20 protein-coding genes, 1 tRNA gene and 1 riboswitch are annotated in these 21,519 nt (G+C 57.2%); of the genes, 10 read left to right on the plus strand and 11 right to left on the minus strand.

The window, feature by feature from the left end; translation table 11 throughout:
- Positions 1-35 precede the first annotated feature (35 nt).
- The 4 genes from ACYASS_RS10315 to mntP all read left to right on the plus strand — a co-directional run bounded on the left by ACYASS_RS10315 (position 36) and on the right by mntP (position 4,979).
- On the plus strand, positions 36-1,334 hold the full coding sequence (locus ACYASS_RS10315; RefSeq protein WP_463586051.1) for a sialidase family protein: 1,299 nt from the start codon (positions 36-38) through the stop codon (positions 1,332-1,334).
- Positions 1,331-1,960: a hypothetical protein gene (locus ACYASS_RS10320; RefSeq protein ID WP_463586052.1), complete on the plus strand. Its 630-nt coding sequence runs from the start codon at positions 1,331-1,333 to the stop codon at positions 1,958-1,960. The genes ACYASS_RS10315 and ACYASS_RS10320 overlap by 4 nt, the downstream gene beginning before the upstream one ends.
- Before the next feature lie 23 nt (positions 1,961-1,983).
- Entirely contained in the window at positions 1,984-4,017 is a 2,034-nt protein-coding gene (locus tag ACYASS_RS10325) for an LTA synthase family protein (protein WP_463586053.1), read from the plus strand.
- Between the two features lie 219 nt (positions 4,018-4,236).
- Positions 4,237-4,414: riboswitch (yybP-ykoY riboswitch) on the plus strand.
- Complete coding sequence (gene mntP, locus ACYASS_RS10330) at positions 4,413-4,979, plus strand: manganese efflux pump MntP (RefSeq protein WP_463586054.1); 567 nt, start codon at positions 4,413-4,415, stop codon at positions 4,977-4,979. It overlaps the preceding riboswitch by 2 nt.
- Before the next feature lie 196 nt (positions 4,980-5,175).
- Here the strand turns inward: mntP and ACYASS_RS10335 are convergent, their stop codons facing one another.
- The 5 genes from ACYASS_RS10335 to ACYASS_RS10355 all read right to left on the minus strand — a co-directional run bounded on the left by ACYASS_RS10335 (position 5,176) and on the right by ACYASS_RS10355 (position 9,595).
- On the minus strand, positions 5,176-6,702 hold the full coding sequence (locus ACYASS_RS10335; protein WP_463586055.1) for a methyl-accepting chemotaxis protein: 1,527 nt from the start codon (positions 6,700-6,702) through the stop codon (positions 5,176-5,178).
- Between the two features lie 184 nt (positions 6,703-6,886).
- Positions 6,887-8,185, minus strand: a complete 1,299-nt coding sequence (locus tag ACYASS_RS10340) for an NAD(P)/FAD-dependent oxidoreductase (RefSeq protein ID WP_463586056.1) — start codon at positions 8,183-8,185, stop codon at positions 6,887-6,889.
- Positions 8,186-8,257: 72 nt separating this feature from the next.
- Positions 8,258-8,431: a DUF3094 family protein gene (locus ACYASS_RS10345; RefSeq protein WP_243244995.1), complete on the minus strand. Its 174-nt coding sequence runs from the start codon at positions 8,429-8,431 to the stop codon at positions 8,258-8,260.
- Positions 8,432-8,459: 28 nt separating this feature from the next.
- Positions 8,460-8,969: an MOSC domain-containing protein gene (locus ACYASS_RS10350; protein ID WP_463586057.1), complete on the minus strand. Its 510-nt coding sequence runs from the start codon at positions 8,967-8,969 to the stop codon at positions 8,460-8,462.
- Positions 8,966-9,595: a DUF1780 domain-containing protein gene (locus tag ACYASS_RS10355; protein ID WP_122662874.1), complete on the minus strand. Its 630-nt coding sequence runs from the start codon at positions 9,593-9,595 to the stop codon at positions 8,966-8,968. The genes ACYASS_RS10350 and ACYASS_RS10355 overlap by 4 nt, the downstream gene beginning before the upstream one ends.
- Before the next feature lie 480 nt (positions 9,596-10,075).
- Here ACYASS_RS10355 and ACYASS_RS10360 point away from each other — a divergent pair, with 480 nt between their 5' ends.
- The gene (locus ACYASS_RS10360; RefSeq protein ID WP_243244989.1) at positions 10,076-10,543 is read left to right on the plus strand and encodes a hypothetical protein; all 468 of its coding nucleotides are present in this window, start codon (positions 10,076-10,078) and stop codon (positions 10,541-10,543) included.
- A 39-nt stretch (positions 10,544-10,582) separates the two neighbouring features.
- Here the strand turns inward: ACYASS_RS10360 and yacG are convergent, their stop codons facing one another.
- From yacG to pilB, 5 genes are read right to left on the minus strand one after another with little or no spacing between them, the layout of a single operon-like run.
- Positions 10,583-10,783 (minus strand): DNA gyrase inhibitor YacG, encoded by a 201-nt coding sequence (gene yacG, locus ACYASS_RS10365; protein WP_027902143.1) that lies wholly within the window; start codon positions 10,781-10,783, stop codon positions 10,583-10,585.
- Positions 10,780-11,403 carry a dephospho-CoA kinase gene (coaE, locus tag ACYASS_RS10370; RefSeq protein WP_463586058.1) on the minus strand — a complete coding sequence of 208 codons (624 nt, stop codon included), beginning with the start codon at positions 11,401-11,403 and terminating at the stop codon, positions 10,780-10,782. Before coaE ends, yacG begins: the two co-directional genes overlap by 4 nt.
- Positions 11,400-12,272: a prepilin peptidase gene (locus ACYASS_RS10375; protein ID WP_463586059.1), complete on the minus strand. Its 873-nt coding sequence runs from the start codon at positions 12,270-12,272 to the stop codon at positions 11,400-11,402. The genes coaE and ACYASS_RS10375 overlap by 4 nt, the downstream gene beginning before the upstream one ends.
- Positions 12,273-12,274: 2 nt before the next feature.
- Positions 12,275-13,492, minus strand: a complete 1,218-nt coding sequence (locus ACYASS_RS10380) for a type II secretion system F family protein (protein ID WP_463586060.1) — start codon at positions 13,490-13,492, stop codon at positions 12,275-12,277.
- A gap of 2 nt (positions 13,493-13,494) precedes the next feature.
- Positions 13,495-15,189, minus strand: coding sequence for a type IV-A pilus assembly ATPase PilB (pilB, locus tag ACYASS_RS10385; protein ID WP_243244982.1), 1,695 nt, complete (start codon positions 15,187-15,189; stop codon positions 13,495-13,497).
- 224 nt (positions 15,190-15,413) lie between these two features.
- Here pilB and ACYASS_RS10390 point away from each other — a divergent pair, with 224 nt between their 5' ends.
- The gene (locus ACYASS_RS10390) at positions 15,414-15,845 is read left to right on the plus strand and encodes a pilin (RefSeq protein ID WP_463586061.1); all 432 of its coding nucleotides are present in this window, start codon (positions 15,414-15,416) and stop codon (positions 15,843-15,845) included.
- Between the two features lie 51 nt (positions 15,846-15,896).
- Positions 15,897-15,970 (plus strand) — tRNA-Thr (locus ACYASS_RS10395).
- 302 nt (positions 15,971-16,272) lie between these two features.
- Here the strand turns inward: ACYASS_RS10395 and nadC are convergent.
- Positions 16,273-17,121: a carboxylating nicotinate-nucleotide diphosphorylase gene (nadC, locus tag ACYASS_RS10400; RefSeq protein ID WP_463586062.1), complete on the minus strand. Its 849-nt coding sequence runs from the start codon at positions 17,119-17,121 to the stop codon at positions 16,273-16,275.
- Between the two features lie 362 nt (positions 17,122-17,483).
- On the opposite strand from nadC, the gene ACYASS_RS10405 reads away from it, so the two are divergent.
- The 3 genes from ACYASS_RS10405 (at position 17,484) to ampE (ending at position 21,381) form a co-directional block, all read left to right on the plus strand.
- Complete coding sequence (locus ACYASS_RS10405; protein ID WP_463586063.1) at positions 17,484-19,736, plus strand: DUF1631 domain-containing protein; 2,253 nt, start codon at positions 17,484-17,486, stop codon at positions 19,734-19,736.
- 243 nt (positions 19,737-19,979) lie between these two features.
- Positions 19,980-20,528 carry a 1,6-anhydro-N-acetylmuramyl-L-alanine amidase AmpD gene (ampD, locus tag ACYASS_RS10410; protein WP_463586176.1) on the plus strand — a complete coding sequence of 183 codons (549 nt, stop codon included), beginning with the start codon at positions 19,980-19,982 and terminating at the stop codon, positions 20,526-20,528.
- Between the two features lie 16 nt (positions 20,529-20,544).
- Positions 20,545-21,381: a regulatory signaling modulator protein AmpE gene (gene ampE, locus ACYASS_RS10415; protein ID WP_463586064.1), complete on the plus strand. Its 837-nt coding sequence runs from the start codon at positions 20,545-20,547 to the stop codon at positions 21,379-21,381.
- The last annotated feature ends 138 nt before the right edge of the window (positions 21,382-21,519 follow it).

Here is a 21,519-nt window from a genome sequence, read left to right on the forward strand (position 1 = left end):
CAGACATTTTGCCTTCGCGATTGTGATCACTACCCATGCGACTGACTTCTTTCAATGTACCTGTCTTGAGTGCATGCCTTGCGCTCGCTCTGGTTTTTCTCGGCGCCTGGTTCAGCCATCCGCAGCACAGCTTGTCAGGTTTTGCGGTTGCCCCGGTCCTCACACCGGCTTCAGGCGTCGCTGCTAAAGCCAGCTACAGCACTCGCTTTGCATCGTCTGACCTGGATGACTTTGTTCACTCTTCCGCGGTGACTGCACTGCCGGGCGGTGACCTGATGTCGGTGTGGTTCGCGGGCACTCGTGAAGGCGCGGGTGATGTCGAAATCCGCGCCTCACGATTTGATGCACGCTCGGGCGAGTGGGGCGATGAATACGTGCTTGCGACGCGTCAGTCGACTCAGGCAGGCACCGGCAAATACATCCGCAAACTGGGTAACCCGGTGGTTGCTTTGGCTCCGGATCAACGCTTGTGGCTGTTCTATGTGTCGGTGTCGGTCGGCGGCTGGGCAGGCAGTTCAGTTAACGTGATTGTCTCCGAGGACATGGGCAAGAACTGGTCGCAGCCACGTCAGCTAGTGACTTCACCTTTTCTGAATATCAGCACCCTGGTGCGCGCCGCGCCGGTGTTTCACGCCGACGGTTCGATTGGCCTGCCGGTTTACCACGAGTTTCTGGGCAAGTTCGCCGAGTACCTGTACCTGAGCGCCGACGGCGATGTGATCGATAAATTCCGCATCAGCCGTGGCACCAACTCCCTGCAGCCAACCGTGGTACCTCTGGATGACAGGCGTGCGGTCGCTCTGCTGCGTTACGCGGGCAATACCCATCACAAAGTGCTCGCCAGCCGCACCGAAGATGGCGGCCAGACCTGGAGTGAACCGCTGCCCCTTGCGCCAAGCAATCCCAATTCCTCGTTGGCTGCGGTCGGCACGCCTGATCGCGGCCTGTTGGTTGCGCTGAATGACCTGCGCGACGGCCGTTTCAAACTGAGCCTGTACGGTACGGACGAGCAGATGGATCACTGGACCTCGGTGATCGATCTGGATAAATCCCCCGATCCCCTTGGTAATCCGTTTTCCTTTGATGCCTACAAGGCAATCATCGGCGAGGGTTTCCGCGCGTCCAGCGGCGTGCGCCGTCATTCGCTGGAGGAGCAGTTCCTGAGCAATCTCGACCAGCGTGTCTGCTCACCCCAAGGCTGCGATTTTGAGTATGAATACCCGTACTTCATCCGCAGCCCTGACGGGCTGTATCACCTGGTTTACTCGTGGAATAACACGTTCATCAAGCACGTCAGCTTCAATGAGGCTTGGCTGGCGGAGCAATTACTGTGATCTCTCTGTGGCAAGCCCATCTTTTTTTCAGTCTGGCGCTGTTCCTTCTGGTTGCTCCGTTGGCGCCGAGCCTGAAGTCGCGGCTGATCATTCTCGCGAGTGCCTCGGTACTGAGCTTTGTCAGCCTTAATGATCTTTCGCTGGCTGCATACGTGCGCAGTTTTACCGATGACCTGGCAATCACCACAACGATTGTTCTTGTCTGGCTCACGTTGCAGCGTCTGGACGTGAAGTTGCCTGGAGTCGAACGACCCGGCACCGTCGTGGTGATCGTTTTTGCTGCGTTGGCACTGGTTCTGTATCCGGCCACATTGGGCCTGACCTACAGCGACCCTTATCGACTGGGCTTCAATCCGCGCCCATTGATCGTTGTCACTGCTGTCATCGCTTTCGGCTTGCTGTACCTGCGTAATGGCCTGGGCGTGGTGATGCTGGCTGGCGCGACACTGGCCTTCGCAGTGCGCAGCAAGCCTTCGGAAAACTATTGGGATTATCTGATCGATCCATTGCTGGCGCTGTATTGCTGTGTAGCGCTGGTGGTGATGGTCGTGCGCGCTGTTTATCGCCGCTGGCGCAGTAGGCAGCCAATAACGGTAGCGAGCATCAAGCTGGTTTCCGGCTCGTGAGTACAAGGGGTAAGGGGATAAAGATGGGGTCGCTGCAATCACGACGCTTGCTGTATTGGCTGGGCGTGACCGTGCTGTTTTTCGTGCTGCTGAGCGTGTTGCGGCTGGTGTTTTTCTTCGGTTTCTCCGGGGTTGATCCTGCTAGCCTGAGAACCGACACCAGCGTCGCACAGACGCTGGGCATCGGCTTTCGGTTCGACTTGCGTCTGGCTTTGCTGTTGGCGTTACCCCTCGTTGTTCTGTTGTGGGTTCCACGCTGGAACCTGCTGAACGTCAGGATGCTGCGCTGGTTTGCGCGGTTATATCTCGCCGTTGCATTGGCGTTGGTCACCCTGATTTACATCGTAGATTTCGGTCATTACGCTTATCTGGGTGTGCGTATCAACGCCAGCGTTATGCGGTACCTGGACGACGCGCAGATTTCCCGGGACATGCTCTGGCAAACTTATCCGGTGCTGTGGATCACTGCGAGTTGGCTGGCCGGTATCGGGGTGATAATCGCGGCTTTCATCGGGCTGGAGCGGATTACCCTTGAGCGCCAGGCCAAACCGATCAGGCGGTGGTCTGCCGCATTTGGCGCAGTACTGGTGACGTTGGCCACTTTATTGGGGCTGCTGGGTCGCGTTGAAAACCTCAATCTGGAAAACCCGGTCCCGCTGCGTTGGAGTGACGCGTTCTTCTCGGGCAACAGTCAGGTCGCCGCGCTGGGTTTGAATCCGGTGCTGTTCCTCTATGACACGCTCAAGGTAGGGCAGTCGCGTTATGACGAAGAGTTAGTACGCCGCCATTATTCTGTGGTCGCTGATTACCTGGGCGTCGATAAGCCAGACCCGCAAAGCTTGAACTTCAAGCGTCAGCAAGACGTGCAGCCTTACAACGTGGCTGCTACCCAGCCGCCAAACGTAGTGTTTGTGATGCTTGAGTCCTTGGGCACCAGTGCTGTGGGGGCGTATGGCAACCCGCTCAATCCGACCCCCAATCTGGATCGCCTGGCTGAGCGAAGCTGGTTCTTCCGGCATTTCTATGTGCCAGTGACCGGGACCGCCAAGACCGTGTGGGCGAGCATTACCGGCGTTCCCGATGTGACTCGTCAGGAAACCGCGACCCGGCACCCGATGTTGACCCGGCAAAATACGCTGATCAATGATTTCAAGGGCTATCAGAAGCTGTACATGATTGGCGGCAATTCCGGTTGGGCCAACATGAATGCTCTGATCCGCCGCAGCATCGTCGACATTCGGCTTTATGACGAGCGTGACTGGCAGTCGCCAGTGGTGGATGTGTGGGGGATTTCCGACCTGGATCTTTTCAAGGAAGGCGACCGAATCCTGCGTGCACTACCCAAGGACCAGCCGTTCTTCGCCTATGTGCAGACGGCAGGCAACCATCGGCCGTTTACCATTCCCAAGGAAAACGACGGCTTTGCAGTCAGTAACCTGAGCCTTGAACAAGTGCAGGCCGCGGGTTCGCGCAGCGTTGAGCAATACAACGCGGTGCGCTTGCTGGACTTCAATATCGGGCGGCTGATGGAGCTGGCCAAGGCGGGCGGTTACTATGAAAACACGATTTTTGTCCTGTTTGGCGACCACAACACCCGTATCAGCCAGATCCCGCATATGCCTCCGGCATTTGAACAATTGGGCCTGGAGAGCAACAACGTGCCGATGTTGATCCACGCACCAGGCCTGATAGGGACGAAGGTGGTTGAAGAGGCGGTCGGGTTGGCTGACTTGTTGCCCACCGTGGCAGGTATGGCAGGCATTCCGTTCAGCAACGGTGCCATGGGGCGGGATATCCAGCAACCCGCGCCCGAAGGTGAGCGTGTCGTGCCATTGGTACTGCGCGAAGGTACGTTCCCGTTAATTGGTGGCGTGACCCGGCATTTCCTCCTGCAGATGGAACACGACGGTACGTCACCGACGCTGCACGACCTGGCCTCGGCAACTCCGTTGGAAAACGTTGCCGGTCAGCATCCGGAGGAGTTCAGTCGCTTGCGTACGTTGACCCTGGGGCTGCATGAGAGTGCGCGGTTGATGTTGTACCGGAATGTGCAGTGAGGTTATTAACTTCACATGACTGTTTGAATTGGAGTGCATTCCTTGTGGGAGCTGGGCTTGCCCGCGATAAGGCTGGATGCGATCTGAAGTGAATCGCGTCCAGCCTTATCGCGGGCAAGCCCAGCTCCCACAGGAATAGGGTTACTCAGATAAATCGCGTATCGCTCCGAAACTTGTGAAGCGTTTGACGATATTTTCATGCGCTTAACGGGTATGATGCCCACCTTCGTTGGGGAGTAGCCTGCTGCTGAGTTATCTCAGGAGCGTTCGTATCAACATTCTCGGCAGCAGCCGTGGTACGAACACCTTTTGGTTGGCGAGACCAGCGACATATCCACGCCTAAAGTCGGGCGTGTGGATGTGTCGTTGACTCATAGCCCGACTGGACGTAAACCGTGAACCCCATTTCCCTCATCTTCCTTGCCCTGGCCATGTCCACGGACGCTTTCGCGGCGGCCATCGGTAAAGGCTCCAGCCTGCATAAACCACGCTTTATCGAAGCGCTGCGTACTGGTCTGATCTTCGGTGTGATCGAAGCCATCACGCCCATTATCGGCTGGGCCATCGGTAATGCCGCCAGCAGCTTCGTTGAAAGCTGGGACCACTGGATCGCCTTTACGCTGCTGCTGATCCTTGGCGTGCACATGATTTACAACGGCTTGAAGCATGAGGAAGACGAGGCTGAGGAAAAAGCCGGGCAGCATTCGTTCCTGATTCTTGCCGTCACTGCGTTCGCTACAAGCATCGACGCGCTGGCTGTGGGGGTTGGGCTGGCGTTTGTGGATGTGAATATTCTGGTCGCAGCGGCAGCGATCGGTCTGGCAACCATGACCATGGTGACTATCGGCGTCATGCTCGGCCGGGTGCTGGGGACGATGGTCGGCAAGCGTGCCGAGATCGTGGGCGGCGTCGTACTGATGCTGGTCGGCGCGACAATCTTGTATGAGCACCTGTCTGCGTGACTTTCTGTAGGAGTGACCGGGGTGGCGATCCACATTGCTCGCGATAGCGTTAGTTCAGGTGATAATTCGTCGGCCAGGAAGCTGAATCGCGAGCAATGTGGATCGCCACCCCGGTCACTCCTACAGATCCCTTGTTTGCCCGCGACAGCGCTGTGTCAGAACGTAGCGCTATTGCTTGTAGACGATGCGTTTGGCCTTAACTCTTCACCGCAAACGCTGCGCCCAGCGCCTGAAGCCGGGTCGCCATTGGCGAAAGATCTTCGCTGCACTGGATGAGGGTTATCACGTCTGTAGCGTTGTTTTGTGCAATTGCGTGAACGGTCGTCAGACGATCGTTGATGCCCACCGACGCTGCGGATTGCTGTTCGGTGGTGCCTGCGATCAATACGTTCAGGCGATGAATTTCCAGCACATCAGCGACGGTGCTCTTCAATAGTTCCGAGCCCAGTTGGCTGGCCTGGACACAGCGTCCAACCTCTTCGCCGCTGTTACGCATCGAGTCGGCTGCGGTGCGGCTTTCCTTCTGTAGTGATTCGACGATCTGGCGAATCTCTTCCACCGAGCCTGCGGTTTTCTGCGCCAGGCCTCGAACCTCATCGGCGACCACTGCAAATCCACGGCCCTGCTCCCCGGCACGGGCAGCTTCAATAGCAGCGTTGAGGGCCAGCAGGTTGGTCTGCTCTGCGATTTCGCGAATAACGTTAATAACCTTGCCGATCTTTTCTGCCTGGTCGGCCAGTGACTGCACGCTCTGGTTAGCCCCACTGATTGAAGATTCCAGGTTGGCAATGTCTTTGCTCGCCTTATCAACCGACTCCTTGCCCTTGACCAATTGATCGTTGGCTTTGTTGGCGCCGTGATGGGCTTCGCTGGCGTGTTGTGAGATGTCGTCAAGGGCTGTAGTGAGCAGTTGCATCGAGTGAGCCATGCGAGTGATTTCTGCCAGTTGCTGCTGTGCGCCTTTGTCCAGGGTTTCGCCTGCCACCGATAACTGACGACCCATGTCACTCAAACCGCTGGTTTCATGAATCACGCCACCAACGGTGTTGGTGATCAACGCGAGGAATTCGTCAAAGCGCTGGGAGGAGTGCATGCCGACGCGGCTTTCAGTGACACCTGCTCTTTTATCCAGACGCGCGGCGGCCTGGAGGATTTTGTCCAGCAGGTCCTGGTTCTCGCTGGCTTCGCGATGGCTGTGTATCGCCAGATAAATCAGGATGGCGCTTTCAGCGACGACATAGGCGGCATGGATGAAGACCACATCCCAACCGCCGTGATGCTGCATCACGTATACCGGATAACCCGAATGCTGCAGCACATGGAAGAGTAAATGGTGAACGGCGATGGTCGCGGCAGCCACGACAATGGGCAGCCAGTCCCGGTAGAACGTCAGTACCGCCAACAGCGCGAAAATACCGAAGTGGACTTCGATCAGGCCTTGAGTCTGATTGATGTGCAAGCCCGACATGACCATCAGGGCAACGCCCGTCAGGCAACGAAACAAGCGGGTACCACGCAAGACGGGATACAGCGCAGTCATGGCAATGGCCGTGCCGCCGCCAACCAGAACGGCCTGGCCGAAGGTTGAGTGAATAGTCGCCAGCCCCAGTGCGTAGATAAAACATATCCACAGGAGCCCGAGCATGATGCGGTCGGCTTTACGGTAATGATCGGTAAAACGAGGCACCGTCGACATAGCGCAAATCCTCAACATCCATTTCATGGAACCGCATGAATGCCGAGTATGCCTGCGTCTATGGGACTAAAGAAGCGGTATGCCATCACCGATACTGTCTCGCGACAGGCATCGGACCTGTAGGAGCTGCCGAAGGCTGCGATGGCGGTGAATCAGGATGGATGCTTCGCAGCCTTCGGCAGCTCCTACAGAGGGATGGGCTTGTCAGTCGTTAGTGCAGCTTCATGCGCGGCTCGGTTCCTTTGCCGATGCGGCTGCCGAGCATCAACATCAGTGTGCGGAAGGTGCCGTACAACGCCATCTGGTGCATGCGATACAGAGAGATGTAGAACATCCGCGCCAGCCAGCCTTCAAGCATGACGCTGCCGGTCAGGTTGCCCATCAGATTGCCCACTGCCGAGAACTTCGAGAGGGAGATCAGCGAACCATAGTCAGTGTATTTGTAGTCCGGAAGCGGTTTGCCCTCGATGCGCAAGCGCAGCGATTTGACCAGCAACGAAGCCTGCTGATGCGCGGCCTGGGCGCGGGGCGGAACATTGCGGTCCGAGCCTTTTTGCGGGCAGGCTGCACAATCGCCGAAAGCGAAAATATTTTCATCGCGAGTCGTCTGCAACGTTGGCAGCACCTGCAACTGGTTGATGCGATTGGTTTCCAGGCCGTCGATTTCCTGCAGGAAACCCGGTGCCCGAATACCGGCTGCCCACACCTTGAGTGTGGCCGGGATCACCAGACCGCTGGCGGTGATCAGCGAATCTGCAGTCACTTCACTCACGGCAGCATCGGTCAGCACCGTAACGCCAAGTTTCTCCAGAGTCTTGTGGACCGGGCCGCCAATGCGTTCCGGCAAGGCAGGCAAGACGCGTGGGCCAGCCTCGATCACCGTGATACGCAGGTTTTCCGGTTTGATCCTGCCCAGTCCGTAAGCTGCCAGCTCATGAGCCGCGTTGTGCAGTTCAGCGGCCAGTTCCACCCCGGTTGCGCCTGCGCCGACAATCGCCACGGTAATTTCCTGGGCGGTGTCGCTTTGCCCGGCATGGGCACGCAAGTAATGGTTAAGCAGCTGCTGATGGAATTTCTCGGCTTGTTTACGAGAGTCCAGGAACAGGCAGTGCTCGGCTGCGCCCAGGGTGTTGAAGTCGTTGGTGGTGCTGCCTACCGAAATCACCAGCGAGTCGTAGTCGATGCTGCGTGCAGGAACCAGTTCCAGACCGTCTTCATCAAGGGTAGCCGCCAGATGAATCTGCCGTGCTTCGCGGTTCAGGCCGGTCATCTTGCCGAGCTGGAACTGAAAGTGGTTCCACTTGGCCTGGGCCACATAGTTCAGCTCATCTTCATAAGAGTTGAGCGAGCCAGCCGCGACTTCGTGCAGCAGCGGTTTCCAGATGTGAGTCAGGTTGGCATCGACCAGGGTCACGCTTGCCGTGCCTTTTTTGCCCAGGGTCTTACCCAGGCGGGTGGCCAGCTCCAGACCGCCAGCGCCGCCGCCAACGATGACAATACGATGAGTCATAGGGATATCTCATAAGGTTTAAGGAATTCGGGGGGAGTGAGTTGATCTGCGCGAGCGCTAAATTAATGCTGCTCATAGCGTCAGATAACTCAACAATCGGCTCAACAGGCCCAGGCCAACCACCACTGCAACCACCACGATCAGGAGCAGCCACGGCCGGAAAGGCCGGCGCTCAACTTGATGCTGGGGGGCTTGCAGGTACTCTTCGACACGCTTTTGGTCTTCGGGTTTCAGGCGACTGGACATGGGAGCCTCAGAAAAGAGGGCAACGGTGTTATTCGGCATTCAGTTCGAGCGGTTCGACCCGTAACGAATCATCTAGACGAATGATGCCGCTTTGTATCACTCGCGCGGTAATTCCGCCATGCCCACGTACGGCCTGAAAGGTGCCGTGGCCCAGTCGTTGCTCCAGCCGGGCGCAGGGCTGACACCAGCCGGTGGTTTCCAGAATCGCCTGACCGATCTTGAAACGACGGCCTTTGAGGCTGAACAGATTGATGCCGCTGATCACCAGATTGCGGCGCAGGTCTTGCGGGACGATGGGCTGATCTTCAGGGCGGTTCAACAGGGAGCTGACAACCGCGAAGTGCTCCCACTGAATTAACGTCACCTGTCGTGCATTGCGTGGCCCGGGGCGGGCGTGGTCACCGGTCAGTCCGGCTTCGCGACGCGCTTCCACTGCCTCCAGTTCAACCATGTCGCCACGCGACTCGGGGCGCACGCCAATCCAGCGGACCCGGCCGGTTTGCGGCACGTCGGCCAACAGCTCTTGCAGAGGGCTCATAAACTGATTCCAACATCGAAAACCACGCTGCGGCCCAGATTGGTCCGCAGAAAATCCGGTGCGCCGGGATGGGCAAACAGCACGCGGGCAAAGGTCGGACCCACCAGAGACAGCGAACGCCAGCCCTGGCGCAGGTACTCGGTGGGCGGTGGGAAATGGCTGTTCAAATCCAGCACTTCGCGTTTGAGGCTGGCGAAGGCAATGATATCCAGTTCACCCAGATCAATGCCGCGCTCGTTGTAGTTGTGGGCTTTTTTGCGCAGCGTCGGTGCCAGGCGTTGCAGCAGCTCATTGGCAGGAATGCGCTTGGGCTTGGCTTCGCGGCGCACCAGTTGGCTCAAGGAAAATGCCCCCCGTCTTCGTGCGAGCTCTTCGCGCCACTCATCATTGAGCCGACGGCCTTCATCCAGAACAAAAAACACTTCAAAACAGGCGTCGCGAAACAGCACATCCGGCGGTTCCTGTCCGGCAGCGGTGAAGTCTTCGTGACGGTGCGGGATGTTCAGACCTTGCAGTAAACGTTCACAAACCCATCGCTCACGCTCCCACTTTCGCGCATTGGAAAGAAACGCGTTGGCTTGTTCGGCCTGGATCGTTAGCAGGCGAAGGTAGTCTGAGTCATCCATGGGCCAAGCTTAGCGTTCTAATAGCTACAACTGGAAGATGCTGCTGCCGCTTTTGCTAATCCAGCACAGGTAGGAGTGAGCTTGCTCGCGATTGGGTCTGCCAATTGATGAGGATATCGCCTGTGCTGACGCAATCGCGAGCAAGCTCACTCCTACAGATCCCGATTTGTTGCGCGACAACGTGGTGTCCGGGGCGCAGGGGCGGCTTTTGTCAAAACTACGGCCACCTGATTGAGTGTGTTTTTACTGTAGGAGCGCGCTTGCCCGCGATTGGGGCTGCCAATCGGTGAGGATATCGCCTGTGCTGACGCAATCGCGAGCAAGCTCACTCCTACAGATCCCGGTTTGTTGCGCGACAACGTGGTGTCAGGGGCGCAGGGCGGCTTTTTTCAAACAATACGACCCGACCTGGATCATCCATCAGCCGCCCATTTGGGCTATGGTATTGGTTTTTCCATCCCACTCAGGAGCGTTGCATCGTTGAAACTCTGGCCCATTCTGCTGTTGATCCTGTTGCCGTTCACCGCGCAGGCCATTGAAATTGGCGATCCTGTGCCGACCTGGAGCCTGTTCGACCAGTTTGATGAACCGTATGTGATGAACCCGCAAAAGACCCAGACGATTCTGGTCGCCAGCAGCATGAGCGCGGGCAAAATCATGGAGAAGGCGCTCAAGGACAAGCCCAAAGGTTTTCTGGAAGCTCGCCACACAGTGTTCATCGCCAACATTGAGCCAATGCCAGCGTATGTCACCAAGTTCTTTGCAGTGCCGAAAATGCGCAGGGCGTACTCGTACCGTGTAGCGCTAGACCGCGAGGCGCAAATTGCGCCGGGTTATGGTGGCGATGCTGCGGCCGTTCAGTGGTTGCAACTCAAGGATGGCAAGTTAGTGGAGCGGCGGGAGTTCAATGGGCCAGATGCGCTTCGCGAGGCGCTGGAGAAGCCGTGAGCGGTGCCTGATTCAGATCAGGCACCGCTCAGGTACTGCTCAATGCCTGTCTGGCAGATCACCGGAAAACATTTCATCTTCGGCATCCGGGCTGACCGGAATCGCATGTTCTTCGGACGCCCAGGCGCCCAGGTCGATCAGCTTGCAGCGCTCCGAGCAGAACGGCCGGGCAGGGCTGGCTGCGCTCCATTCCACGGGGGCGCCACACGTTGGGCAATCGACGGTCATTGGTTGGCTCATGACTGGCCTCCGGACAAAGTTAAATAAAAGTGATGCAGGCGCTGGACTTCGCTTTGCAGCCAGGCAGCGTCCCGGTCATTGACCAGCACATCATCGGCACGACTCAATCGATCTTCGCGATTGGCCTGGGCTTTGATGATTGCTTCGACCTGATCCTGGCTGGAGCTGTCGCGCAGCATGGTGCGCTGGACCTGCACGTTTTGCGGTACGTCGATGACCAGCACGCGCTGAGTGATTTTCCACTGACCGGACTCGACCAGCAGGGGCGAGACCAGAATCGCGTAGGGCGAAGTGGCGCTGGCCAGATCGCGCTGGATCTCCGTTGCAATCAGGGGGTGCAGCAGGGCTTCAAGCCAGCGGCGCTGTTCGGCATTTTCGAAGATCAAGCCGCGCAAGGCACCTCGATTGAGCGTGCCGTCGGCATTCAGCACCGAGGGTCCGAAGTGCTCGGCGATCAGCGCCAGCGCCGGTCGGCCGGGCTCAACCACCCAGCGTGCTGCGTGATCGGCGTCGACTACATGGATGCCCAGATCGATAAAGCACTGAGCTGCTGCGCTTTTGCCGCTGCCGATGCCGCCAGTGAGTCCAAGAATCCAGGGTTTTTTAGCGGTTTGGTTCATCTGAAACCGGCAAATTGCAAATAGGAGTCGGTTATTTGACCACCCCAGAGCAAAGCGATCCAGCCTGCAATGGCCAGATAGGGACCGAAGGGGATCGGTGTACTGGTTTCAACATTCCTCACGCGCAGCAGGATCAGGCCCAATACGGCGCCGACCAACGATGACAAGAGAATGGTCAGTGGCAGAATCTGCCAGCCACCCCAGGCCCCCAGCATGGCCAGCAACTTGAAATCGCCATGGCCCATGCCTTCTTTGCCGGTGATCAGTTTGAACAGCCAATACACCGACCACAGCACCAGATAACCGGCCACTGCGCCCCAGAGCGCATCGCCCAACGTAGTGAACACGCCGAACGAGTTGACGATCAGCCCCATCCACAACAGCGGCAGCACCAGGTCATCAGGCAGCAACTGATGATCGGCATCGATCAGACTCATGGCCAGCAGGCCCCAGCTCAGCACCAGCATCGCGGCAGCAGGCCAACCAAAGCCAAAGTGCCAGGCGATGTAGCCGGACAGCAGGCCGCAGGTCAGCTCAACCAGTGGGTAACGTTTACTGATGGGCGCTTTACAGCTCGCACACTTGCCGCCCAGAAACAGGTAGCTGAACACCGGCAGGTTTTCCCACGGCCGGATTTGATGTGCGCAATGCGGGCAGCGTGAGTGAGGCAGGATCAGGTTGAAGGTTTCGCTTGCAGGCTCGGCGGGCAGCTTGAGCATTTCCCGGGACTGAGCCTGCCAGTCGCGCTCCATCATGATCGGCAGACGATAGATCAGCACATTGAGAAAACTGCCGACCAGTAAACCGAGAATCAGTGCAGATAAAACAAAGGCCAGCGGTGAGCTGGCCAGGAAATCAACAAGTGACATAGTCAGACAACGCTTCCGAGTTTGAAAATAGGCAGGTACATGGCAATCACCAGACCGCCGACGATGACGCCAAGGATGGCCATGATCATTGGCTCCATCATGCTGGTCAGGTTATCGACCATATTGTCGACTTCATCTTCGTAATAGGTTGCGACCTTGTCGAGCATGGAGTCCAGTGCGCCTGACTCTTCGCCGATGGCCGTCATCTGAATGGCGAGGCTGGGGAACACACCGGTGGAACGCATGGAAAAGTTAAGCTGCATACCGGTAGAAACGTCTTGTTTGACCTTGTTCACTGCATTGCGGAACACCACATTACCGGTTGCGCCCGCTACTGAGTCCAGCGCTTCGACCAGCGGCACGCCTGCGGCAAAGGTGGTGGATAGCGTACGGGCGAAGCGTGCAATCGAGGACTTGTAGAGCAGCGGGCCGATGATCGGGAATTTCAAAAGGCTGCGGTCGACGCTGTCGCGAAAATTCTGCGAGCCTTTGTAGCTGCGTCGGAACAGGAAAATACTGACGAACATCACCCCAAGGATGATCAGCCACCAATCCTGCACGAGCTTCGACAGGCCGATCACCATCAGGGTGAACGCCGGTAGTTCAGCACCAAACCCGGCAAAGATGTCCTGAAACTTGGGCACCACGTAAAGCAGCATGATCCCGGAAACCACAAACGCCATGATCATCACCATGATCGGGTAGGTCATAGCCTTTTTGATCTTCGCTTTGAGTGCTTCGGTTTTTTCCTTGTAGGTCGCCACTCGATCAAGCAAGGCTTCCAGCGCACCGGCCTGTTCACCGGCGTCCACCAGGTTGCAGTACAGATCGTCGAAGTATTGCGGCTTCTGCCGTAGCGCGGTGGCAAAGCTGTTACCCGCTGCGACTTCACTTTTGACCTCTTCGATCAGCTTGCGCATGTTCGGGTTTTCCGAACCTTCAGCAATGATGTCGAAGGACTGCAGCAGCGGCACACCGGCTTTCATCATGGTTGCCATCTGTCGCGAGAAAAACGCGATATCCAGCGGCTTGATCTTCTTCCCCGAGCCAAACAGCGATACCGGCTTCTTACGCACTTTGGTCGGATTGATGCCTTGCTTGCGCAACTGCGCCTTGATCAGCGCAGGATTGTGGCCGGTGAGTTCGCCGGTCATCTTCGCGCCTTTCTTGTCCGTGCCTTCCCACGTGAAAACGATGGCTTTTGCTGCTTTGCTGGCCATGATCAGTCCTTGGTCACGCGGTTGACTTCTTCAAGGCTGGTGACGCCCTGCATCGCTTTGATCAGGCCCGATGTGCGCAGGTCATTGAAGCCGTCCTTACGCATTTGTACGGAGATATCCAGCGAGTTGCCTTCTTCCATGATGATTCGCTCCAGAGCCGGGGTCTTCTTGACCACCTCGTAAATCCCCACTCGGCCTTTATAACCGCCATTGCACTGATCGCAGCCGACCGCTGTATAAATCTTGAACGTGCCGACCTGATCTTCCGGAAAGCCTTCCTTGATCAGGGTTTCTCTGGGAATGTCTGCTTCTTTCTTGCAGTGCGGACACAGCTTGCGCGCCAGACGTTGGGCGATGATCAGGTTGATGGCGGTAGCGATGTTGAACGCTGCCACGCCCATGTGATGCAAACGGGTCAGTGTTTCTGCGGCGCTGTTGGTGTGCAGCGTGGAGAGCACCATGTGGCCGGTTTGCGAAGCCTTGATGGCGATTTCAGCCGTTTCCAGGTCGCGAATCTCACCGACCATGATCACGTCAGGATCCTGACGCAGGAAGGCGCGGAGTGCCTGGGAGAAGTCCATTCCTTGACGCGGATTGACGTTGACCTGATTTACGCCTTCCAGGTTGATTTCGACCGGATCTTCAGCCGTTGAAATATTGATGTCCACGGTATTGAGAATGTTCAGGCCGGTGTACAGCGACACGGTTTTACCCGAGCCGGTGGGGCCGGTGACCAGAATCATGCCTTGCGGCTGTTTCAGCGCCTCCAGATACAAGGCCTTCTGTTCAGGCTCATAGCCCAGCGCGTCGATGCCCATCTTGGCCGTGGTTGGGTCGAGCAGACGCATCACGATTTTTTCGCCCCACAGCGTCGGCAGGGTGTTCATCCGGAAATCGATGGCTTTGGTTTTCGAAATACGCAGTTTGACCCGGCCGTCCTGAGGCTTGCGGCGTTCGGAAATGTCCAGGCTGGCCATGACTTTCAGGCGTGCGGCGATGCGGCTTGCGAGGTGGATAGGCGGTTTGGCCACTTCGTGCAGGATGCCGTCGGTACGCAGCCGGACCCGGAAGGTCTTTTCATAGGGTTCGAAGTGCAGGTCGGACGAGCCAAGGCGAATGGCGTCCAGCAGCATCTTGTTGACGAAGCGCACCACCGGAGCGTCGTCTGCATCGTCTTGGCCGAGAGAAGTTTCCTTGGCCTCGCTGCCCGATACGATTTCCAGGCTGAGATCGACATCGCCCAGATCACCCAACGACGAATGGCTGTCGAAAAACTTTTCGATGGCGTCGGTGAGCTTGTCGTCCTCCACCAGAATCGCTTCGATGGCCAGGCCGGTGCTGAACTGCAGATCGTTGATAGCCTGCTGGTTGGCGGGATCGGAAATCCCGACATACAGCTTGTTGGCGCGTTTCCATAGGGGCAGGACATGGTGTTGGCGGATGAGCTTTTCGCTCACCAACCCCTTGGGTTGTTCTTCTTTATTAAGGCTGTTGAGGTCCAGGAACGGCAAACCGAAATGGTCCGACGACATCTCCGCCAGGACCAGTGCTTTGACCAGGCGGTTTTGTACCAGATAACTGATCAGCGAAACCTTGTCGCGCCGGGCCTGTTGATAAGCCTGTTGCGCCGCTTTTTCAGTCAGAAGTTCGGCAACTACCAATTGCTTGGCCAAACCGGTCAGAACAACGTCACTCATAAAACCACCAAACCCATACAGTATCTGGTTTATAGCCTAGTCAGGCGGCGCTGCCAATGATGCATGGCAAGGTGACCAAAATTGTCAGTTAGTGATCCTGCCGGGACACGCAATTGCGCGGTCAATCAAAGGATTAGCAATAAAGGAGGATTGAACAAGGCTTGGCATGACCTATGCTTTGGCACAGGCAAGCAACACCTTATTGACGCACCGGAGCAGTACCCATGAAAGCACAAAAAGGTTTTACGTTGATCGAGTTGATGATCGTAGTAGCGATCGTCGGTATTTTGGCTGCTGTGGCGATTCCGTCGTATCAGAACTATGCGAAGAAAGCGGCTTACTCTGAAGTACTGACCGCAATGGCTGCAGTAAAAACCGCTGTTGGTGTTTGCCTTGCTCAGGCAAGTGCTCTTACTGATTGCGACAGTGCGACAAAAGTCGGCGTGACACTGCCAAGTGGGGTAACGACTGGCGCAGTGAATACTATTACTATCGCAGCTACCACGGCAGCGATTACTGCGACCCCAAATTCATATAAAGGCATTGCAACTACTGACACATGTACGCTTTCAGCTCCTTTGCCAGCAGCAGGTGCATCGAGTATCTGGTCATTCGGCGGCGCTTGTGTAACCAACGGATATGTAAAAGCTAACTAAGTGAAGGGCTGATATTGCCTTCTCATGCGCGAGCACTAGCCTTACCGCTAAGCCGAAATAGCTCAGCCCGGTAGAGCAGCGCACTCGTAACGCGAAGGTCGCAGGTTCGATTCCTGTTTTCGGCACCGCAGACCCAAAAAGCCCGATCCATATGGATCGGGCTTTTTCGTTTGTGTGGCGTAGTTAGTGCGTGATGCCCTTGAACGGGCTGAATCCAGACTTAAGTTCCTGACACCCCGCAGTCGCGCTGCCAACCCAAGGCCCTGTAGGAGTGAGCTTGCTCGCGATGGCGTCCTGTCTGACAGTGGTTTACTGGATGACTCACCGCTATCGCGAGCAAGCTCACTCCTACAGGATCGTGTTTGCTGCGTGACAGCGCGGCGTGCTCCTACAGGGGCTTGTGCCATTGGGGCAGTCAGTTATTACCTCAAAGACTCAACCGCATCGACAGATCCACCGCCTTCACGTCCTTGGTCATTGCCCCAATCGAGATGTAGTCCACGCCGGTTTCTGCGATCACCAGCAGGGTGTCGTCGTTAATGCCGCCACTGGCTTCCAGCTTCGCTTTGCCTGCGTTGAGGCGTACGGCTTCGCGCATGTCATCGAGGCTGAGTTCGTCGAGCATGACGATGTCAGCCCCTGCATCCAACGCTTCGCGCAGCTCATCGAGACTTTCCACTTCGATTTCCACTGGCTTGCCCGGGGCGATCTTGTGCGCAGCGGCAATGGCCTGAGCGATCCCGCCGCAGGCCGCGATGTGGTTTTCCTTGATCAGAAAGGCATCGAACAACCCGATACGGTGGTTATGGCAGCCACCGCAGGTCACGGCATATTTCTGTGCGAAGCGCAGGCCCGGCAGGGTTTTGCGGGTATCCAGTAATTTGACCTGAGTATTGGCGACCATGTCGGCGTAATGCCGGGCCTTGGTTGCCACGCCTGACAGCATCTGCAGAAAGTTGAGCGCGCTGCGCTCGCCAGTCAGCAACGAACGCGCCGGACCTTCGAGATGGAACAGCGCCTGGTTGGGCTGCACCTGTTCACCGTCCACCACCTGCCAGTGCACAGCAACCCGCGGATCCAGCTGGCGAAATACCGCATCAACCCAGGCCGTTCCGGCAATCACCGCTGCATCTCTGGAGATAACCGTGGCTTTGGCGAGGCGTTCGGCAGGGATCAATTGCGCGGTGATGTCGCCACTGCCGACGTCTTCCAGCAACGCACGGCGCACGTTGGCTTCGATTTCGGCGGTGAGGGTGGCGAGTTGTAAATTCGGCATAGCGGACTCCATTTCAGGTCGCCCGAGTATAAGGCAGGTTGCCCACTGAACTCACGGTACCCCATCTATATCGGGCCTTTGCCAGTCCCCAAACGAATGACAGTTGGTCGGTTTTTTACAATTCGTTGCGATGGATTGCATTTTTTGCGGTCTATTCCTGCACGCGTCAATCCGCTAGCCGGAGACGAAATGTAAAGAACAAGACTTCTCTGGCAGATCGGATATATTTTGAAAGATGATACGACTTGTATTTGACGTCACGCTTTTGACGTGTGGCGCAATGAACTGGGGGATCGCTTCACAGGCACGGGATCAAGCCCTGCTTGTGATGAGGTCGATGACGCTGTCTGGCAGGTGGCTTGATGCAAAACGACGAGAATGTTGTGCCGTTAACTAAAGCAAATACCGACCAGGCGGTTCATTCGCCCCTTGCGCGCCTGCCTGTAGTTCTACTGCAGGTCCGTGACAAGGCCGCCCAGCAGCTCAAGGATGCACTGCAGGAGTTGTTCGATAATGCGGACGACACGCTATTTGAAATGGCGGACCGTGCGCAAAGCAATTCCGAGCAGAACATCTTTTTCGAAGCGATGCGTGACCTGCGCCTCAAGCGTAAAAGCATCGAGCGAGCATTTCTCGACAAGTTCTACGAAGCTTTTCTACGCCTTGGGCAATATCAAGTGTCCGAGCCGGTTATCGCTACCCCGGTGTCATTCGACAAGCTGTCACTGGTGCACAACGATGATCTGGAAAAGACCGTTGCTGTCGACGCTATGGTGACCAAGGTCTTGAGCCGTGACGGCACCGCGCTTGCGCAACTGACGACCCGCCTGAACCAGCTCGTCACTCAGCCCCTGACCAACGAAGCCAACCCTATGGGGCCGGCGATGTTGTGTGATTATTTCCTGCAGGCCGGGCGTAGCCTCGGCGTGGGGATCAAGGTCAAGCTGATCGTGCTCAAACTGTTTGAGAAGTACGTCCTGTCCGATACGGACGACCTCTACAGCGAGGCTAACCAATTGTTGATTGCGACTGGCATCTTGCCGGAGCTGAAAGCTGTTCCTGCACGTCGCTCTACTGATCGCAGCACCCGGCCAAGCCGCAGCGTCGAGCAGTTCTCTGATCCTGCTCTGGCCCAGACCGCCGACAAGCTTGATAAAGGTGTGCAAGACGTTTTTTCTGCTTTGCAGGAATTGTTGCTGCAAGTGCGTGGCAATATCGTGCCCCGCCATGAGGCCAGCGCTGAAGCCCGGCCTATCTCCAGTCAGGACCTGCTGCGCTTGTTGTCGCACATGCAGCAATACGTTCCGTCGTCGGATTTGCCGGATGATTTCGACCTGCGTAACCAGTTGGAGCAGCTGCTTACGCGCGTCAGCGTGAAGAGTGGCAAGTTTCGCGTAGTGGGTGTCGGTGATGAAGATGTCATCAACCTGATTGCGATGCTGTTCGAGTTCATTCTGGATGATCGCAATCTGCCGTCGTCACTGCGTGCGCTGATTGGCCGACTGCAGATTCCGATGCTCAAGGTCGCTGTTATCGACAAGAGTTTCTTCAGTCGTGGCAGCCATCCTGCGCGGCGTTTGCTCAATGAAATCGCAGCTGCGGCGCTGGGCTGGGGTGGGCGAGACGACTACCAGCGTGATTCGCTTTACGTGCGTGTCGAGCAGATCGTACAGCGCCTGCTGAACGACTTTGTTGATGATCCGGCGATTTTCTCTGAACTGCTGGTGGATTTTCTCGCGTTTACCAGCGATGAGCGCCGCCGCAGTGAGTTGCTTGAGCAGCGTACCCGTGATGCCGAAGAAGGCCGTGCGCGTGCCGAGTTGGCTCGTCAGCGGGTGCAGCAGGAACTGAATCAGCGCTTGCTCGGCAAAGTGCTGCCTGAAGTGGTTGTGCGTTTGCTGCAGGAAGCCTGGAGCAAGGTGTTGCTGCTGACCTGCCTCAAGCATGGTGACGATTCCGTTGAGTGGCAGGCCGGGCTGGCCGCGATGGATGATCTAGTCTGGAGCGTTGAGCTGCATGAGGAGCCGGAAGCCAGGCAGCGTTTGCTGGATCTGGTGCCAGGCTTGCTCAAGTCGCTGCGCGAAGGCCTGACCAGCGCAGCGTTCGATCCGTTCGCGACCAGCGAATTCTTCAGTCAGTTGGAAGCGTTGCATGTGCAAGCATTTCAGCACTTCTCGCGCATGCAGGACGACGCCGCCAAGGGCTCGCCTGACGCTGCTGATGTCGAGGATGCGCAAGGACCGGCGATGATTCAGGTGGTGGAGGAGATCGTATTGATCGCCCCGGGTGGTGACCAACTGTTCAACGAGCCTGCGCCGCGTTTGCCGGAAGATGATGCGGGGCTCGCGCAGGTCGACAAGCTTCGTTTGGGTGGCTGGGTGGAAATCCAGGAAGACGAAGAGCACAAGCTGCGTTGCAAGCTGGCGGCGATCGTCGAGCCAAGCGGGCGCTATGTGTTCGTCAACCGCACCGGCATGAAGGTCCTTGAGAAGACGCGCATGGGGCTGGCGATGGAATTCCGTCGCGGCACCATCCGCATGCTCGACGATGCGCTGTTGTTTGACCGCGCGCTGGAGTCGGTGATGGGGAATTTGCGCAAGCTCAAGGGCGCGTAAGGCCGAGTCTCACCGGAGGACCGGCTTCAGCCGGGAGGCATTTGCCCTGGCAAGGCTAAGGTGGTGAATGTGCAGGCCATCTCCCGGCTAAAGCCAGTCCTGCGGGGCTCCGTAATTCAGTCGCATATATGCATATCCAGGCGCCAGACTCTTCCTACCCAAACCTCATCCATTTACACCCTGCCTATTTTCTTCACAGCGGGCATACTTGCCCCTATCGATTTATCCGTGCAAGGAACCTTCATGCAGCTCGACCGTGCAAGCGGCTGGTGCCATGGCATCGATCATTGTCCCTCGCCCAATTTCAATACGCGCCCCGAGGGGGAAATCTCCCTGTTGGTGATTCACAACATCAGCCTGCCCCCTGCGCAGTTCAAGACCGGCAAAGTGCAGGCGTTTTTTCAGAATCAACTGGATGTCACCGAGCACCCCTACTTTGAGGGGATTGCAGATCTGCGTGTGTCGGCGCATTTTCTGATCGAGCGTGATGGAGAAGTGACGCAGTTCGTCTCCTGTCTGGACCGCGCCTGGCATGCGGGCGTTTCGAATTTTGAAGGGCGGGAAACCTGCAATGACTTTTCCGTCGGTATCGAGCTTGAAGGCACCGACGAGCAACCGTTCACCGATGCTCAGTATGCAGCCCTGATCGATCTGACTCGTCAGTTACAGTCTGCGTATCCGGCAATCAACAGTGCTCGGATCTGTGGCCATAGCGATATTGCGCCGGGTCGCAAAACTGACCCAGGCCCCTTTTTTGACTGGTCGCGTTTCAAGGCGGCCTTGCAGGCTTGAAGTGAGGGACAGGTAAATGAGTTTTCTGGTGTTACTGCTGGCGGTCTTGATCGAGAAGTTTTCGGCACTGCGTGAGCGCGTTCAGCGTGATGGGACATGGCTGGCCGAGCTGGCCCGGCTTGAGGCCAGCCCGCGCATGGCGTCACATCCCTGGTTGATTCTCGGACTGAGCGTATTGCTGCCGGTGTTGCTGGTGGCATTGATTCTGGTCGTGCTGGGTTCGGTCGCCAATGGCTGGCTGGCGCTACCGGTGCATTTGCTGGTGTTGATCTACAGCCTGGGGCGGGGCGATCTGATTGCTGCGCTCGGGCCGTTCCGGGACGCTTGCCGACGTGGTGATGCGCAGGCGGCTGTTCACGTCGCCGAACGCGACATGGGCGTGCTGGCCGATAACAGCGAAGAGTTGCTCAAAGGCGTGCAGGGCCATTTGTTGTGGCAGGCCTATCAAAGCTTCTTCGCGGTGATTTTCTGGTATTTCCTGCTGGGCCCTGTCGCGGCGCTTGCTTACCGTCTGCTGGCACTGGCCGCCGAGAATGCGAAAACGCCAGGTGTGGCAGAAAATGCCTCGCAACTGCGCCATGCATTCGACTGGATTCCAGTGCGATTGCTGGCCGCGAGCTTTGCGCTGGTGGGCAACTTCGTGGCGGTCAGCCGGGTCATGCTGCACGAGCTGCTCAACTGGGACATCAGCGCTGCGCAACTGATTGCCAAAGTCGGTTGCGTGGCCGGTGAGGTTCCCGCTCCGGTGGTCGGTGCCGAAGGCGTCAACAGCCTTGATGTGCTCTGGGAGCTACTGATCCGCGCCGCGATAGTCTGGTACGCCGGGTTTGCACTGTGGACGTTGTTGGTTTGAGCCTCAGGGAGAGGGGCGTGGAATGCAATTTCATGTTGGAGCGAGGCTTGCCCGCGAATAACGATAATGCGATCTGTCTGACGCACCGGGTCGCCTGATTCGCGGGCAAGCCTCGATCCAACAGGTTAATGGGTGCAT

The sequence above is a fragment of the Pseudomonas sp. HP_14 genome (genome assembly GCF_055283875.1).